Annotated in this window: 15 protein-coding genes; 10 read left to right on the top strand and 5 right to left on the bottom strand. The window is 68.4% G+C overall.

What is annotated here, in order from left to right:
* Positions 1-92: 92 nt before the first annotated feature.
* The 3 genes from P3T39_RS26245 (at position 93) to P3T39_RS26255 (ending at position 3,014) form a co-directional block, all read left to right on the top strand.
* Positions 93-602 carry a hypothetical protein gene (locus P3T39_RS26245; RefSeq protein WP_280701418.1) on the top strand — a complete coding sequence of 170 codons (510 nt, stop codon included), beginning with the start codon at positions 93-95 and terminating at the stop codon, positions 600-602.
* 51 nt (positions 603-653) lie between these two features.
* Entirely contained in the window at positions 654-1,721 is a 1,068-nt protein-coding gene (locus P3T39_RS26250; RefSeq protein ID WP_280701419.1) for a hypothetical protein, read from the top strand.
* A 564-nt stretch (positions 1,722-2,285) separates the two neighbouring features.
* Entirely contained in the window at positions 2,286-3,014 is a 729-nt protein-coding gene (locus P3T39_RS26255) for a peptidase inhibitor family I36 protein (protein ID WP_280701420.1), read from the top strand.
* Between the two features lie 523 nt (positions 3,015-3,537).
* Here P3T39_RS26255 and gcvH read toward each other — a convergent pair.
* Entirely contained in the window at positions 3,538-3,918 is a 381-nt protein-coding gene (gene gcvH / locus P3T39_RS26260; protein WP_280701421.1) for a glycine cleavage system protein GcvH, read from the bottom strand.
* 504 nt (positions 3,919-4,422) lie between these two features.
* Between gcvH and P3T39_RS26265 the strand changes: the two genes are divergently transcribed.
* The 5 genes from P3T39_RS26265 (at position 4,423) to P3T39_RS26285 (ending at position 10,424) form a co-directional block, all read left to right on the top strand.
* Positions 4,423-5,073, top strand: a complete 651-nt coding sequence (locus P3T39_RS26265) for a hypothetical protein (protein WP_280701422.1) — start codon at positions 4,423-4,425, stop codon at positions 5,071-5,073.
* A 15-nt stretch (positions 5,074-5,088) separates the two neighbouring features.
* Positions 5,089-6,042, top strand: a complete 954-nt coding sequence (locus tag P3T39_RS26270) for a terpene synthase family protein (RefSeq protein WP_280701423.1) — start codon at positions 5,089-5,091, stop codon at positions 6,040-6,042.
* A gap of 52 nt (positions 6,043-6,094) precedes the next feature.
* Entirely contained in the window at positions 6,095-7,705 is a 1,611-nt protein-coding gene (locus P3T39_RS26275; RefSeq protein ID WP_280701424.1) for a terpene cyclase/mutase family protein, read from the top strand.
* The gene (locus P3T39_RS26280) at positions 7,702-9,105 is read left to right on the top strand and encodes an SDR family NAD(P)-dependent oxidoreductase (protein ID WP_280701425.1); all 1,404 of its coding nucleotides are present in this window, start codon (positions 7,702-7,704) and stop codon (positions 9,103-9,105) included. The genes P3T39_RS26275 and P3T39_RS26280 overlap by 4 nt, the downstream gene beginning before the upstream one ends.
* A gap of 74 nt (positions 9,106-9,179) precedes the next feature.
* Positions 9,180-10,424, top strand: coding sequence for a wax ester/triacylglycerol synthase domain-containing protein (locus P3T39_RS26285; protein ID WP_280701426.1), 1,245 nt, complete (start codon positions 9,180-9,182; stop codon positions 10,422-10,424).
* Between the two features lie 311 nt (positions 10,425-10,735).
* Here the strand turns inward: P3T39_RS26285 and P3T39_RS26290 are convergent, their stop codons facing one another.
* Both P3T39_RS26290 and P3T39_RS26295 read right to left on the bottom strand, forming a co-directional pair.
* Positions 10,736-11,425 carry an SDR family NAD(P)-dependent oxidoreductase gene (locus P3T39_RS26290; protein WP_280701427.1) on the bottom strand — a complete coding sequence of 230 codons (690 nt, stop codon included), beginning with the start codon at positions 11,423-11,425 and terminating at the stop codon, positions 10,736-10,738.
* Positions 11,422-12,318 carry an NAD(P)H-binding protein gene (locus P3T39_RS26295; protein ID WP_280701428.1) on the bottom strand — a complete coding sequence of 299 codons (897 nt, stop codon included), beginning with the start codon at positions 12,316-12,318 and terminating at the stop codon, positions 11,422-11,424. The genes P3T39_RS26290 and P3T39_RS26295 overlap by 4 nt, the downstream gene beginning before the upstream one ends.
* A 67-nt stretch (positions 12,319-12,385) precedes the next feature.
* On the opposite strand from P3T39_RS26295, the gene P3T39_RS26300 reads away from it, so the two are divergent.
* Positions 12,386-13,195, top strand: coding sequence for a LysR family transcriptional regulator (locus P3T39_RS26300; RefSeq protein ID WP_280701429.1), 810 nt, complete (start codon positions 12,386-12,388; stop codon positions 13,193-13,195).
* A 177-nt stretch (positions 13,196-13,372) separates the two neighbouring features.
* On the opposite strand, the gene P3T39_RS26305 is transcribed toward P3T39_RS26300, so the two are convergent.
* Both P3T39_RS26305 and P3T39_RS26310 read right to left on the bottom strand, forming a co-directional pair.
* Entirely contained in the window at positions 13,373-13,513 is a 141-nt protein-coding gene (locus tag P3T39_RS26305) for a hypothetical protein (RefSeq protein ID WP_280701430.1), read from the bottom strand.
* 166 nt (positions 13,514-13,679) lie between these two features.
* A complete protein-coding gene (locus P3T39_RS26310) occupies positions 13,680-15,101 on the bottom strand; it encodes a condensation domain-containing protein (protein WP_280701431.1) in 1,422 nt (473 codons plus the stop codon).
* Positions 15,102-15,373: 272 nt separating this feature from the next.
* On the opposite strand from P3T39_RS26310, the gene P3T39_RS26315 reads away from it, so the two are divergent.
* Positions 15,374-16,195, top strand: coding sequence for an aminoacyl--tRNA ligase-related protein (locus tag P3T39_RS26315; RefSeq protein ID WP_280701432.1), 822 nt, complete (start codon positions 15,374-15,376; stop codon positions 16,193-16,195).
* Positions 16,196-16,219 lie beyond the last annotated feature (24 nt).

The following is a 16,219-nucleotide window of genomic DNA, read 5'->3' on the forward strand; positions in this document are numbered from 1 at the left end:
TCGTCCGTCGACGGCTTGACCTGCCCAGGGCGTGGCATCCAGGCACCTCCTGGACAGGCAGCCTACCAGCAAAGATCCTTAAGTCACTGGTATTGCTCCTAGGCGGGAAGATCGAGCAGTTCGCAGGGCTGGCACGCAAGGCGCACTCGGCGGCGACCGCCAAGGCCGACTTCGCCGAGCGCGTCAAGCTCAAGGACGACAAGGAGAACAGCCGCAGGCGGCTGATCAGGGACGCCCGCGCCGGACACCCATCGCCCGAGCCTCCACCCGGCGGTGGATCGAAGGTCGCGGACTACCTCCAGATGGGCGCCGCCTTCGTGTGGGACAAAGCCGCCGATCAGGTGCCCGGAGGGCTCCCAGTGCCGTCGTTGGAGCAGATCCAGGTGGGCTGCCAGCGGCTCGGGATCACCAAGGGCAACGCCGCGTTCAGCGCGGAGGTCGAGCGGTACGTGGCCGCCCACCGCGGCTACTACGCGAACGTCAACCCGGCTCTGGCCGCTGCGGTCTTCGGCGACCCCACGGCCAAGCTCAGCACTGCCCTCGGGCGTAAGGAGACCGACGTCTTCTCCCAGGCCCGCAACGGGTCGCCCACCCGTCCGTAGCCGGGCCCGCGCCGCCGTTGCCGGTGCCGAGCCGTGTCGAGAAGGACAGCCATGACCCTGCCTGTTGAGCAGTTGAAGGAAATGCTTGCCTCGGCCCCGGACGGATTCGAGCTGTCCGCCGAGAAGCTCGCCGTGGCAGAGGCCGAACCCCTGTTCACCGACTTCCTCGGCGGTGACCTCGTACTGGATACGGCGCAGGGCGACCCAGACCGGCTGACCGTACGAGGCGAACTCTCGGCGGACGCCGCCGAATTGACTGGTCTGCCCGCTGTGGTCCGCTTCGCGACTGACGACGACGACACGGTGGTGACCGGCCTGGAGATCGCCGTGGCATGGCCGACCTGGGATATCAAGACGCCGTTCCTGGACCGGGGCCTCGGCCTTCTCGGCAGCCTCGGCTTCGCCTCGGCCTACGTCGTACTGGAGGCAGCACCCGATGGCTTCGGCCGACTCGTCCCGATGGCCGTGCCGGGCGCCGGACTGGCCGTGGACGGCGCCTACGTGAAGTTCCTCGACCAGGGTGAGCCGGACCGGGCCACCGTGGTCGGGGAGTTCGGGGACGGGCTCAGCTTCGACTCCTTGAGCGCGCTCGCCGAACTGCCGTTCATCGGGTCCGGCGTCATGGACCGGTTCGTGCTGCCCGACCCGGTGCGGTCGGCGCTGTCGCGCGTACTGGTCAAGGACATGAGCGCCATGTTCGACTGGTCGGCGCCCGCGTTCTCCCAGGTGAGCGTCGACCTGGCGCTGGACACCCGCGGGGGGTGGACTCTGCTCGACGGTCTCCTCTCGCTCGACGAGTTCTCGGCGTGGCTCCAGCTGGCACCAGGCCCGGACGGTGCGCCCACCGTGTCGGGCGGACTCGGTGCCCGCCTTAGCGTCGGCACCTCGGTGTCCATGACGGCCGGTGTGACCCTTCCGGACCTGGGTGTCTCGGCGACCGCCGACCGCCCCGAGGGCGGCGCCGACCTCGTCTCCGGGCACCTGCCGGATGACCTCGCCCGGGCCGTCACCGAACTCGACTACCTCTATGTGCGCTGCGACGTCCCGACCCTGACCTACCTCCTGGCGATCGGCCTCGACCTGCACCAGAGCGCTGCTGCCGCCGATGGCCACTGGTAAGCGGTGACGCAGCCTATGGCGGCCTGCTGGTGGTGCACACGACGCGCGGGTTGCACCTGGGGAGGTTGCGGTTGCTGTGAACCAGTCGAGGGACGGGTCCACAGCGACCGGTCCGGCGCCTACTGCAGGCTCTGCCCTGAGTTGGTCGTGCACCTGCTCGATCCCGCTGGCATGCCCCATGCGGAAGCAGTCCTGCGCTACCTGTGCGACCACGCGGCATTGCCGCGTTCACCAGCCGGCTGCGGCGCTCTGCCTCCTGTCGGACCCGCCGCCTTTCGCCCTGTATGGCGCCGTGCTCGGGCGGCTCTGCTGCGTCAATCGATCGGTGAGGACTGGCCAGTCGGGAGCGAAGCGGTGTAGAAATCAGCCCGATTGACTACGGTTGGTGATAGTAAGGTCGCGCAAGGTTATCGGCGGGGCGTTCGTGGTCGTTCCCATGGTCGCGGCTTGCCGGGCGCCATCCTCGAGCGACACCTGTACGGCTGCGGCCCGGGGACTCGAGCGAAGGCAGAGGTCCGGCCGCACCTGTCCGGACACATCAGTCGTCAGCAGGAAGGCAGACACGTGAGCGACGAGAAAGCGCAGCTGATCCACGGCAAGGGAGAAGAGGCGTGCCCCGAGGGAAGCTTCTGCCTCTACCGTCACGTCAACTTCAACGCCGGGGGAGGTGGTGACAAGATCCTGGCCATTCCGTTGGGCACGTACGTCAACGACTTCTCCGTGTACGGCTTCGACCACAGCGGCGACGGGGTGAGCAGCGTCGTCAACAAGACCGACGAGGACAACGCGCTCTTCTCGGCCGCCGACCAGCGGGGGCATTCGCTGCCGGTGGACCGGAGGTCCTCGATCGCGAACCTGGCGCGGATTGCCATGGCCGACAGTCCGAACGGCAGCTGGAACGACCAGGCCCAGTCGGCGCTCGCGGCCCCATTCCTGGGGAAGCTGGTCGTCGAGCAGTCCTTCCTCAGCAAGTGGCAGGACTGGGAGACCCAGAAGTGGATCTACTCCTACCGGATCACGGTGCGTGCCGAGGAGACGCGCGTCGTGAAATGGGCCCTCGGCTTCGGTGACCTGCCCGAGGGGACCTCGCTGTACAAGGGCTTCACCGACGTCTTCTGGGGCCGGATCCTGCAGGACGGCACCGACGGCAGCGTCCTGCTCGCCTCCCCCGAAGGCGGCGGGCACACCATCGACCCCGCCGCCGACCTCCTCATCGACATCCAGGTCCTCTACCCGGACCAAGACCCCGCCCACGAACACCTCACGAGCCTGAACGCCCAGCACCTCGGCTGAGTCGGAGGGGCATCCCGTCACGCGCGGCCGGCAGGTGCGGCTACCGAGGACTTTGTGCGGCAACCCTCGGTAGCCGCACCTGCCGTAGACGCTGCTCGACCTCGAAGGCTATGTGGCACACCACCAGCAGCCGGATCTCCTTGAAGGTTGAGGAGCAGCTGAGCAGCACGAACCAACTCGGCAGCCGGGCGGAGGTCAGGTATCGAAGGCGCAGCGGCACGACTCACGTGCGGCCTCCGCTGAGTATTCGGGACCAGCCGGCCCGCTTCGCAGGCTTCTTACTGGTTGAGCGATCCCGGCGACGGCCCTAGCCCCGTAGACGGCAAGGTTTGTGCGGTTGGCATCTTACGGGTTGGTGCGTGCGCGATTTAGTGCTTTATATGGCCAGTGAGCGTGAGAATTGGGGCTCTTCTGCTGGACCTGTTGGCTGGGCTCGCGCTCAGGGCAGGTAAGGACTGTACGCCGAGGCCGCCGGCTCCGACGGAGTGGCGGCCTCCCCGATGCCGAGCGCCCTACGCTTCGATCACGCCTGCCCCTTGATCATGGCGGCGTATGCACTTTCGTCCATCAGGCTGTTGAGCTCTGCCGCGTCGTTCACCTTCATCTTGAACATCCACCCAGCCCCCAAGGGGTCTTCATTGGCCTTGCCCGGATCGTCGGCCAAGGTCTCGTTGATCTCGGTAACCGTGCCGGCCATCGGCATCATGACCTGACTCGCCGCCTTGACCGACTCGATGACAACCGCTTCATCGCCTTTGGCGAGCCAGGCTCCGACCTCGGGCAACCGGACGAACACCAGGTCCCCGAGGTGGGCTTGGGCGAAATCCGTGAGACCGATGGTGACCATCCCGTCGTCTTCCATTCGCAGCCACTCGTGGTCCACGGTGTACTTGACCTGCGACATGCGTCTCCCTGTATTTTCATCTGCTCTTCGAAGGGCGTCCGGTGCCGCCCCGGATGTCCTGCCCACCAGTTGCATCCGGCACTCGCAAAAATCAGCATTCGGTGATTCATTTGACCCGCTGCCGTCCACCGTCTCCGCGGTGACCCCGGCGTCATCGCACCCCGGTTGGAGCAGATATGTCCGTAGGCCACCAGGAATAGCTCCTTGTTTTTGCTTTGGTCGCTCATGGGCCGCAGGCGCAGGAGCGCGAAGGTGTTGGTCGCAGTGAGATGGGCCGGGTGCAGCAGCACGACAGATCATGATGCCGCCGCTGCCCAGTGCAGATGAAGACCCTGGGTGGGCGTCGGGCGGAGCCGGAGACTGGCGATCAAGGCCGTGGCCTGGTCGGATGATTTATCGGCACTCGCACTGCTGGTGGAGTGGCTGCCAATGCCACCGTGGGATCGGTAACCATTCGAGTGAACTTGGGTCAGATCGCTGCGGGGACTGGCGTGGTGGGAGTCCATGCTGATGTCCTTCGAAGAAGGGTCCCTCATGCGTCGTCGTACCGTGGCGATTGCCGCCATCGCCGCTGTGTCCACTGCTGTTGTGAGCGTGTCCGTTGCCGTGGCTGTGGGGGCTGAGGTTCCCGTGAACGGTGCCGTCATGTGGTGTCTGTCTCCTGCTGCCGCAAAGCAGTTGGAGACCATCGGTGTCACGATGTCGGCTGCTGCCCCGGCAACCCTCGATTCCTCCGGGGCGACGCCGTGTGTGCGGCTGCCGATGAAGGGAAAGATCAGCCTTGACGCGTCTTCGGGAAATGGGACGTTCGACGGTTCGATCTCCTTCACCCAGTCGGCAGACGGACGGAGCCTGCGCCTCACACAGGCCTCGGGTGACCTGACAGCCCGCAAGGTCTACGCCGACGTGGGAGTCGACGACGAACCGTCCCGCACGGTGAACTTGACGACATACACCCTGGACATGAGGAACATCACGGTTATTCCTCCTTCGCTCAGCTCTGCCGGGGCTGTCGAGGGAAAGCCCTTCGACACACTGCTCACCGACAGCGGAGCGGTCGCCTTCGCCCGAGCGTTCGGCGCTCCGCCGGTACCCAGCGGGGACAGTCTGGCCACGATCGAGGGCCGCGTCGACGTGGCTTCCGTACTGGGTTAGCGCGGATCGCGGGGCGTGAACGACAGCATTGCCCGCCGGCAACTGCCGGGCGGCCTATGGGAAGCCCGGACCGGCGAGCAGATACTGGACTGGGCACGGGAGGTGGGCCTGATCTCCGGCCTCTGCGAGGAAGAGCGTCTGACAGCCATGCGGCTCGGGGCGTTCGCCGCTCTGATCGTGCCGCAGGCCGCCGCAGTGGATACGGAGCTGACGGCGCAATGGGCCGCGTTCGTGTGTCTGGTCGACGACCAGCTTGACCGCAGTGAGTTCGGAACCCGTCCCGATGAAGTCGGTGCAATGTTCGGCCGGTTGCTGGGGGTGCTGACCGAGGACGGGCCGGTCCGGCACGAGACAGGGGTCGAGGCGGCTCTGGCCGACTTGTGGCGGCGCACAGCTCCCCGCATGTCGGCAGCGTGGAGGGCCCGGTTCGTTGCTGATTACCGTGACTTCGCTCAAGCCACCCGCCGTGAGGCCGAAGCCCGCAGGGACCACGTCCGGTTGTCGCTGGATGACTACCTCGTACAGCGGCGGAGCACCATCACCGCTCTGCCCATGGCGGACATCGTGGAGTGCACCGCCGATGCCTCCTGGCCCGGCCTGTTGCCGAGAGAAACCCGAGTACGGGCGTTGCGGCTGGCCGCGGCCGACGTCGCGGGCTGGACCAACGACCTGGCCTCGGCGGCGACGGACCTGCACAGGGGCCAAGACAACCTGCTGAGCGTGCTGGCACGGGAGCACAGGTGCTCCGCCGACCAAGCGCGAAAACAGGCTGTGAGCATGCGGGACAACCGACTGCGGGACTTCCATCTCCTCGCCACCGAGCTCGCCGAGGGCGTTGATGTCCCGCCGGGCGAGCGTGAGCAGGTGCGGCGCTGTGTGGCCGCACTCGGCTGCTTCGTCGAGGCGACGCTGCACTGGCTGCACGGCACGGGGCGTTTCGAGACGCGATGGCTCCCGGACTCCACCTGACCGGCACCTCCCCGCGTCGTGTCCGTCACGCCTCTGAAGGAACAGAACACCGATGAGACCGCCCTCCGCCGAGCAGCTGACTACTGCTTGGTCTCCCTCGTTATTCCCCGCCGACCTGCATGCCGGCCGGCTCCGGCTCCTGGCGCGGCTGTCGGCACGGATCGGACCGGACGGCGCTCTGCGCGCCCCCTGCCGCAGCCGGGTCACGGAGTCCGCCCTGACCCTGGCACTCCTGGACCGATCCAAGCACGCGCACCACAGCGCGGGCGCACGCCTGAGGCACTACTTGGAGCGCCACCGCGGCTGCGCCGATCCCTGGGACGCGGCGGTGGCCGAGACCGCCCTCCACCGGCATGAGGGACATGGCGCCGACAACCGGGCGTTGGAGGAGTTCATAGTCCGGGCACCGGACTTCACCGGGCCCCGCAAACGTGCCCTGGCCCAGGCCGTCTTCACCATGCTCGGCGCTGAAGGCGCGTACGTTGACCCCGGTGCGGACGCCTTCGATGTGACGGCACTCCATCCCTGGGCAACCGTGCAGGTCACCGCGGTCAAGGTGATCCTGGCCCGGGCCGCAGGCCGATGCGAGCCGCCAAGCGCCGACGACCTCGCCCTCCTGCTGTCAACCCAGTGCCCTGGAACCGTATGGGAGGGAAACCTCCTCATCCACCTGTCGGTCCTGCACGCGCTGGCCGCGCTGCCCGGACAGGCCACGGTGGTGACCGAGGGCATCAACACCGCGCTCATGCACCAACGTGGCGACGGTGGCCTGCCGTTCGTCTCGGACACCGACACCTGGTGCGCCATCACCGCTGGGCTCGCGATGCATGCCGCCGGCGCACCCGAGCGAACCGTGCGGCACGTTGCCGATCACCTGGTGCGCATTCAGCAGAGCGAGGGCGGATGGTCCTACAGCGAAAACGCCCAGCTGCCGGACACGGACTGCACCACCGTCGCCACGGAGTTCCTGCACCAGCTGGACGCCCGCGCGTATCGCACATCCGTCGAGCGTGGCCTGAACGCCTTGATCGCCGTACGCGGTGCGGACGGCGGATTCCCCACCTACGGCGCGGGCACCCCCTCCGAGGCGTGCATGACGGCTGCCGCCGTCAACGCGCTGAGTACCCAGGGCCTCCGGTACAGGGACCTCATCCGTTCTTCCCTGCACTTCCTCGCCGACCGCCAGCGCGCGGACGGTACTTTCCCGCCCGGCTGGAGCAGCAGCCGCCTCCACACCCTGTTCAGGGCTCACCTCGCCGCCCAGTACCAGTCCTCACCCCGAGTTCGTGCGATGAACCGACGCATCGTCAAGCTGGTGCACTCAAGCCAGAACGACGACGGCGGCTGGGGGCAGCAGGCCGGTGCCCCCAGCGACGCGATCAGCACCGCCTACGCCCTGATCGTCCTGGCCCGGTTGCCTGACCCCGGCCCGGCCGCCCGCGCCACCCGGTACCTGCTCGATCAGCAGCGCCCCGACGGCAGCATCGTCTCGGTCCCGGACATGCTCGGCCCGCGCCCCTTCCCCTACCGCATCCCGGTGCTCGCCGACATCTTCGCCCTGCTCGCGCTCGGGCATCTCACCCGCCGCATCGGCCCCCTGCCCACCATCGCAGCGAACCGGCGCCACGGCACCGCATTGCTCGTCGAAAGGACAGCAACATGACCCGCACCCGTCCCGGGACGATCTCCTCACCGCTGAAAGGGCGCGTCTGCCTGATCACCGGTGGCGCGGCCGGTATCGGCTGGGCCCTGACCCGCGCTCTGGCCGTGGCCGGCGCCCACGTACACGTGTGCGACAACTCGAAGCCCAACCTCGATCGCGCCGCCACCGACCTCGCCGGCGGGGACGCGCCGGCGTCTGTCACGTTCAGCGAGGTCGACGTATGCGACCGCACGGCCCTCGAGGAGTGGATCACCACCGCCTGTTCCGAACGCGGGAGGATCGATGTCCTGATCCACAACGCCGCCTACGTCAACTGGACGGACGTCGAGGAGATGACGGTCGAGCAGGCGCAGCTGTCCATGCGTACCGGGTACGACGCACTGGTCTGCTCGGTCAAGACGGTGCTGCCTTGGATGCGATCCGGTGGCGGTGGACAGATCGTGGCCATGGGCTCCGCGGCGGGGCGGATCTTCGTCAAAGGGCCGTCGGCCTCCTACGCCGCCGTGAAGGCAGCCATCGAGGCGTACACCGAGATGCTGCGGATCGAGCTGGCGGGCTCGGGTATCGACGTGACGCTGGTGCGGCCCGGCACCGTCGCCGGAACCGACTTCTGGTTGCACGTCCCGTCCGAACGGATGCCCAGGATCGCCGACTTCCTGCCTCCCACCTCACCGGAGAAGGTCGCGGCCGCCGTCATCGAGGCGATCGGCCGACGACGCCCGGCAGTGGACATCCCCGGCTACCTGCCCGCGTTCCACCGCGTGTACACCATGGTCCCCGGACTCATCCGCAAGGCGGCCGCCATCGGTGGAAACAGCCGCCGCGACTACGCGCTCGCGTCCCCGTCACGCCACGCCGCCCCCATACAGCCGGCCGCCAGCCCCAACGGCACGGCGAACGCCGACAGCATCGCGCTGCGGGCGCTGAAGAAGGCCGGGCACAACGCCCGCTTCGTGCGTGCCATGTCCGTGATCGCGCCAGGCATCGACCGCACTGCCCACCGGCTCACCGGCGGCCGGAAGCTTCTCATGCCCCTCATGCTCCCGTCCCTCATGCTCACCACCACCGGCCGCGTCAGCGGACGGCCTCATCAGGTCCCTCTGCTGTGCCACCACGAAGCAGACGGCAGTCTCCTCGTCGTCGACAGCAACTTCGGCCGACCTCATCACCCCGCCTGGTCCCACAACCTGCTGGCCACTCCCCACGCGGCGGTCACCCGCGGCGGACGCACCTTCACAGCCACCGCCTCCCTCCTCGAAGGACCTGACCGGAGCCACGCCTGGGACCACCTGGTGGAAGTCTGGCCGCCCTACGAGTCCTTCGCCCAGCGCTCGGGACGCCACCTGCGGATCTTCCGCCTCACGCGCTCTGACCGCCCTCGGTTGAGCTCACCCCAATGAGCTGAACCCCCAGCAGGTCACCCGACCTGAGCCCGAAGCCGCTCTGCCCCACCACCCTGCCCGGAGAAGAGGCCGTGACCGTCCGCCTACGCCCCACCCCCATGGACCTGACCATGCACAGGATGGCCCAGATCCAGCCATCGATCTCCCAGACGATCGGGGCCTTCCTCCACCTGGACGGAGCCGCTCCGCCCCTGGACGAACTCCGCGGCCACCTCGCCTCCCACCTGGACCACGAGCCCCGCCTCACCCACTACCTCCACGGCCCGGGCCTCAAAGCGCACTGGGCCCACGACCCAACCCCCGACCTGGAAACGCGCGTTCGGGAACGCCGCCTCCAACCCGGAGACGACCACCTTCACGCAGCCCTGCAAGACCTCGTGAAACACCCGCTCCCCGACCAAGGCCCGCTCTGGGACATGTGGCTCCTACACGGCCACGCCCCCAACCGCTACGTCATCTGCTACCGAGCGCACCACAGCACGCAGGACGGCGGCGGCTTCCTCAACACCCTCCACCACCTCTTCGGCACCGCCCCCACGCTCCCCACCACAGGACCAGCCCCCACAGCGAAGATCGGCGCCTACGCCAGCACCCTGCGCGCAACGCTCGACGCCTGCGCTGTCAACAACGTCTGGAACGACCCCAAACGACCACTGACGGGCGCTCGCATCACCAACTGGGCCGACATCCCCACCGACCACCTACGCACCACAGCCGCGAACCGCGGCGGCAGCACCAACGACGCATTCCTGGCCGCACTGACCGGAGCCCTGCGGACCTGGAGCTCCGTCCACTGGCCCCAGGGAGCCAACAGGCCACTGCCCGCAGTAGCCATGGTGGACCTGCGCCGAACCGAGGAAGCCGACCTGCCCGGCAACCACTGCTCGTTCATCCCCGTCCCCCTCCCGTGCCATCAGCCGAACCCTGCCAGCCATCTCGAAGAGATCACCGCCATCACCCGAGGCGCCAAGAACCCAGCACGGCGCCACGCCATGCGAGTTCTGATGGACCTCACCCCCGCGCGGCCCTTCTCCGCACTGGCCACACGACTCACCACCCCCGCGCGAGCGGTCATCACCACTTCCTGCGTGGCTATCCGCCAACCCCTGAGCCACCAGGGCAACCCCGTCAGCCACGTCCAGGTCTTCAACTGGCTCCCACACAATCAGCCTGCATCAGTCATCGCATGCAGCTACAACGACACCACCAGCGTTTGCTTCGTCACCGATGCCTCCCTGCCAGAACTCCACCAACTTCCAGCGCTGTGGAGCCAAGCCGCCGCCAAGCTCTGCCACCCGAACCGTGAGGACGTGTAAGCGTTCTGAGGCGCTCATGGTCGATCACCATGCCGGGGCCCTCCTCCTGCGGATATGAAACGCGGGGCATCTCGCGGCCGATCGGGGGAGCAGCGGCTGATACTCAGCCAGGCCTGACGACACCTGGTATCCGCCGGCACGGCCGGCGAAACCAGCACGGCATCCGCTCCGACGCCGGCCCGGGGAGCAGATGCCTGATCATGCCCATGCCGTAGACGCCTCGTGTACGCCGCCCGCCTCCTCGTCGTCCAGCCGGAACGGAACACCGGGCTGTGGTCGTCTCCTGGCTGGGGACGTCACTCCGACGACTGCTACCAGGGCACGGGCTGGCCCTGGTAGTTGAGGAACTTCAGGCCCGGTTCGCCGCCGTGGCGGTCGATCGTGTCCGCCACGCCCGGGATGGACTGGTCGATGGTCAACGGTGCGTCCGGTCCGCCGAGTTCGGTGCGGACATGGCCGGGGCACATGAGCAGCAGCGTGTGCGAGGTGTCGGCGTACCGGGCGGCGTAGCTGCGCATCAGCTGGTTCAGGGCGGACTTGCTGGCTCGGTAGACGTCCTGACCGCCGCGGGTGTTCAAGGCCAGGCTGCCTTGGCGCGAGGACATGACGCCGATGGTCCCGGTCGGCGCGACCAGCGAGCGGAAGGACTCGATCACGCGCATCGGGCTGAGCGCATTGGTGACCATGACCTCGACGAACATCTCCGTCGGGACCTCGCCGACGGGAATGTTGCCCCTCGTGACGGCGGCGTTGACGAACAGCAGGTCGAGGGTGCGCTCCGCCAGGCGTTCGCGCAGCGCATCGATCTCCTCCGGCTTCGTCATGTCCAGCGACTCGACGGTGACGCGACCACCGGATGCCTCGGCCAGCTCGTGGAGACCGGTGCGCCGATCGCCCCGGACGGTCCCGATGACGTCCCAACCCCGGTCCGCGTACTCGGTGGCCAGGCCGAGCCCGAGGGCCCGGGACGCCCCGACGATGAGAGCGGTCCCGGCGCTCATGCCTGGACCGCCGGCTTGAGGACCTGCTCACACCACTCGCGGAAGGTCGTCGGGCTCGCGGTCCGCGGGGTGCGCCGCACCCCGTCGTCGAGGCCGTCGTCCTTGGCGCGCATCATGTCGAGGTAGCCCTGCGCGAGCGCGTCCCCGACGCCGTGTCCGGCGAGTGCGATGCGGAACTCGTCGAGCGTCTGCCGTTCGTAGCGGATCGGGCGGCCGAGCACCTCGGACATGATGCGCGCCAGGTCGTTCGGCGAAAGGTCCTCGGGGCCCAGCACCGGGACCTCGCCTGTCCCCGTCCACGAGCGGTCGAGCAGTAGGCCGGCGGCGGCCGCGGCGATGTCCCGGGTGGCGGCTGTCGGCGCCTTGCGGTCGGCGGCGACGGTGTCGGTGAACACGCCGTCGTTGCGGATCGAAGCCACCTGCCACAGCAGATTGTCGAAGAACGTCGGGTTGGCGAGCGCCCGGTAGGCCACCCCTGTACTCGCGATGAGGTCGTCCATGGCCAGCGACGCCGTCACATGCCCGGCGCGGCTGGCGACGGGGGTGCCGCGGCCGAGCGCCGAGACGCCGACGACGTGTCCGACTCCATGGGTCGTGAACGCCTTCGCGGCGGCGCGGGTGAAGCCGGAGTACATGGCGTCCAGGCTCGGTTCCTGGGTGTTTGACGGAGCCAGCCAGAAGACGGCGTCCGCGCCGTCGAAGGCCCGGTCGACGACCTCGGCGTCGCCGTGCGAGCCGGTGACGACGTCGACGCGGGCGCCGACCCTGTCGGGGAGTCTCCCGGGGTCACGCACGATGACGCGCAGCTCTTCGCCGCGCGTGCGGGTCTCGTCGAGGAGGATCTCCAGGAGCCGGCCGCCGATCTGGCCGGTGGGAGTGGTGATGACGATCATGCGTCGAGTCTCGGGCCGGCCGTCCGCGGCGTCCAATACCCTTCCCGACCATTGATACCTTCAGGGCATGGATCTCGATCTGCGCAAGCTCCGCTACTTCGCCGCGGTGGCCGAGCACCGGAACTTCGGCCGGGCGGCGGAACGGCTCTACATCGCCCAGCCGGTGCTCAGCCGTCAAATCAAGTCATTAGAGCAGGAGTTGGGGTGCGCGCTGCTCGTGCGGACCACCCGCAGCGTGGAGCTGACCGCCGCCGGCAAACAGCTCTACGAGGAGGCCCAGCAGATCCTCCCGTCGATCGCCGCGGCGGTCCGGCGCGTCCACGACGTCGATCAGGGCGTCCAACGGCTCGTGGTCGCATTCTCCCCGGGGCTGCCTGTCTCGGAAGCGATCCGGGCGTTCACGTCGCGCCACGCGGACGTCGAGATCGACGTCGTCCCGGCGCGCTGGTGGGAGCAGGACCAGCCGCTACGGGACGGTCGCGCCCAAGTCGGTTACCTGCGAAGGCCGTTCGACGAATCGGGCCTTCGCATCATTCCCATCGGCCACGACCCCAGGGTTGCCTGCATGCCAGCGGCGCACCCCCTGGCGTGTCGTCAGGAGCTCACCTCCGCAGACCTCGACGGCGAGCGGATGCTCGACGTGCCAAATCGGCGGACGTCGTCGCTTGAAGAGAAGTTCGAGCTCATCGCCTCCGGCCACGGCATTGCGCTCATCCCGCTGAGCGTCGCGCGCTCCTACTCCCGCCCCGACCTCGCCAACATCGCCGTCACAGACGCCCCGGAGATCGAGACCTGCCTGGCCGTTGCCGCGGACCGGCGCGACAAGCTACTGCGCGACTTCCTGGAGATCGCCACCGCGACACTGCGGCACGCCTGAGCGGTCAGTGCGCGAGGCCACGGCCAGCGGCGGCGACGACTTCCTGGGCAGGCCGGCCTCGGCGGTGCGCTTGCGGAGCTGGTCGAGGACCCCCTGCGGCCGTAGCGGCGTGCCGTCGGCGCGATCGAAGACCAGGCCCTCCACACGCCCCTCCGGGTGGGCGGCCATTGGGCGTGATTAGCGTGTGGGCATGCAGTCGACGATTCCTGCGTTTCGCGCGGTGACCTGCTCCGTCTTCGTGCGGCCGGTGAAGGCGGCATAGGCGGTCTCAGCGACCTCGGCGATGGCCGCAATCGCGGCCGCCAGGTGCGGGTTCATCCGCATGGTTAGCGAGAAGCGGGCCTGGGCCCGGCGGCAGGCGGCCACGTTCAGTGCAGCAGAGAAGACATCGTCGGCTGCCCCAGGTTCCGCGAGCAGATGGCGGCGTGGCGGATGCCGAACCCGGCGTCCTGACGGACGCGCGGTAGACCCGGGCGAACGGTCGTCACGGACCGGTCTCTGCGTCTGATCGACTGTCGTCCGCCAGCGCGTCGACCGCGATCTGTTCCATGGTCTCCAGGAACGAAGCAGCGTCCGTTGCGGACATGGCCAGCGTGTCGACCCTGAGCGACATCAGCACGTCGCCGGAGAAGTTGTGGGCTCTGAGGTAGAACTTCCGCCCGAAGCGGTCCTGGGCGCGGCCGGGCTTCCGGCTGATCCGGGTCCTCGGCCGCAACGCCTCGACGACATCCCGCGTGGCCGTGACGGCCGACTCGCCGGAGCCGGAGCCGGAGCCGGAGCCGGAGCCGGAGCCCGCACCGCTCGCATCGAGCATGACGTTGACGGTGCACGAGAGGTCGATGTCCGTTCCGCGCCCGCGGACGGCCTCCTCGACCGCCGCGGCGGCCTGGACCGGGTCGTACTTCCCCGCCGCGTACGCGGGAAGGAGCGCCCGCCACGTCCTCTGCACGAGCTCCGCGAACGTCGCCCGGCCGACCTCGATCGTCACGGGTACGTCCTGGACGAAGGTGCCCGTGGCCGCCTCCTCGTCCGGGCCGATGCGGTTGCGGCAGCACACGGTGAAGCAGCAGGTGGAGTGGCTGGAGCGCCGGCCGAGCAGCATCGCGGCGATGGCCAGGAAGATCGCCGTCTGGCTGACCTGAAAGCGCTGCGTGAGCGCGTGCAGCGCGACCGCCATGGCCTCCGACTCGCACACCACCTCCTGGAACCGCGGTGTCTCGGGAACGCCGGCGCGGTCGGGAAGCATCACGACGGGAGCCCGGGCGAGCTGCCTCTCCCAGTACCGGATCGATCGCTCGGACGTCCGCGTGCCCTGCGGGCCGCGCTCCCACTCCGCCTGGTCCGACGGGTGCAGCCGGTCGTCGGGCGTCGGCATCGGATGCCGGTCGGGTCCGGCGAGAAGCCGGTACGTCTCCGTGGAGAGATTGGCGATGTCCCAGCCATCGGCCGACAGGTGGAAGACGACCACAACGAGGTGGCGCGGCCCGGTCCCGTCCCCCACGACACCCACCCTGACGGGTAGTTCCTCCGCAGCGAACGGCACGCCGCGCAGGTCCGCGGCAAGCGCCTCAGCGGCCGCACGGCTGTCGCCGACGGCCGCCGACCGCACCTCCACCGTGATCCTGCCGTCCGCGGCGACACTCTGCCACGGCGTGCCCGTCTCGAACGTCCGGTAGGTCGTGCGGAGGGATTCACGCGTCTCCACCAGGGTCCGTACGCAGGCGAGCACCCCGGCCAGCGTGGTGCCTCGAGGCACGTCGACGACCAGCGGCACATTGAGGTGTTCGTGCCGCGGAGCGAACCACTGCGCCTCCTCCCAGATCCACCGCTGCCCCCAGCTCAGGCCGGACGTCCTGGACCGGAGCCCGGAAAAACGCACGTCGTGAAAGGTGGAGGAATCAGTCACGCCATATCGCCTTTCACATCCCGTTGAGCGCTGGTGGTGGCAGGCGACCAGCGGATGACACAGCCGACGTAAAGCTAACCGACGGCAATCCTGGGAACAAGCGGTAATCGGGCGCAGTGGTGCTCAACTGCGGATCGGCATCAGTTGAACATCGCACGGCCGGCCGTGTATCGAACCTCCCCATTGACACGGCTGGTCAGACACCGTCGATGGCCCCTACGGTGACCTGCGGCAGATGATCGGAAATTGTTTTGGAGGCGATGATGGCAGCCTTGTCGCACATTCGCGGGCTGGAGGACGGCACCTCCGAAATTCGGGGTGTCGTACTTTCCTCCAGTGCGAACGAGAAGATCGTTGACGGACTGCGTCGCGGGATCGGCGCGCTGTTCGCCGGAGATCGGGAGGAGCACTTCGTCGCGACGCCGGTGATCTCCCGGCGGACGTCGGAGCGTGCGGGCTACCCCACGACCTTTCCTCAGCTCCTGGGCGCCGTCCACGGTTCCCAGGACGGCGACGAGCCGACCGCCACCGACCTGGTGCTGACGTCGGCGGCGTGCCATCACCTCTACCCGCTGCTGGCCGGCAAGGTGCTGGGCGCCCCGACCTGCCTGAGCGTCGAGGCCACCTGCTATCGGGGAGAGAAGACCTACGAGACGGGACGACTGCGCTCGTTCCGCATGTACGAGGTGGTCCGGTTCGGTCAGGCGGGCGCGGTCGAGCAATGGCGGGACCGTGCGCTGCGCTCCGCCGACCAGTGGCTCTCCGGCCTGGGGCTGTCCACCCGGGTCGTCCAGGCCAGCGACCCGTTCTTCGGGCGCACCGGCGACTTTCTGGCCCGCACCCAGCGGGAGCAGCAGCTCAAGTGGGAGATCACTGCGGAGCTGACCGAGGACCTGTCGCAGGCCATCGCCTCGGCCAATTACCACAAGGAATACTTCGGTGAGGCGTTCGAAATAACCAACACCGACGGTTCCGAAACGCACAGCGCCTGCCTCGCATTCGGTTTGGACCGCATCACTCTGGCCCTCCGGCACGCGCACGGCGTGGATACCTCTGACTGGCCGCTAGCGGTGCGGGCGAACCTCGCGCTCTGATCGGCCCGAGCCGGACTGGGGATC

Origin of the sequence: Kitasatospora sp. GP82 (genome assembly GCF_029892105.1) — a bacterium.
GTDB lineage: Bacteria > Actinomycetota > Actinomycetes > Streptomycetales > Streptomycetaceae > Kitasatospora.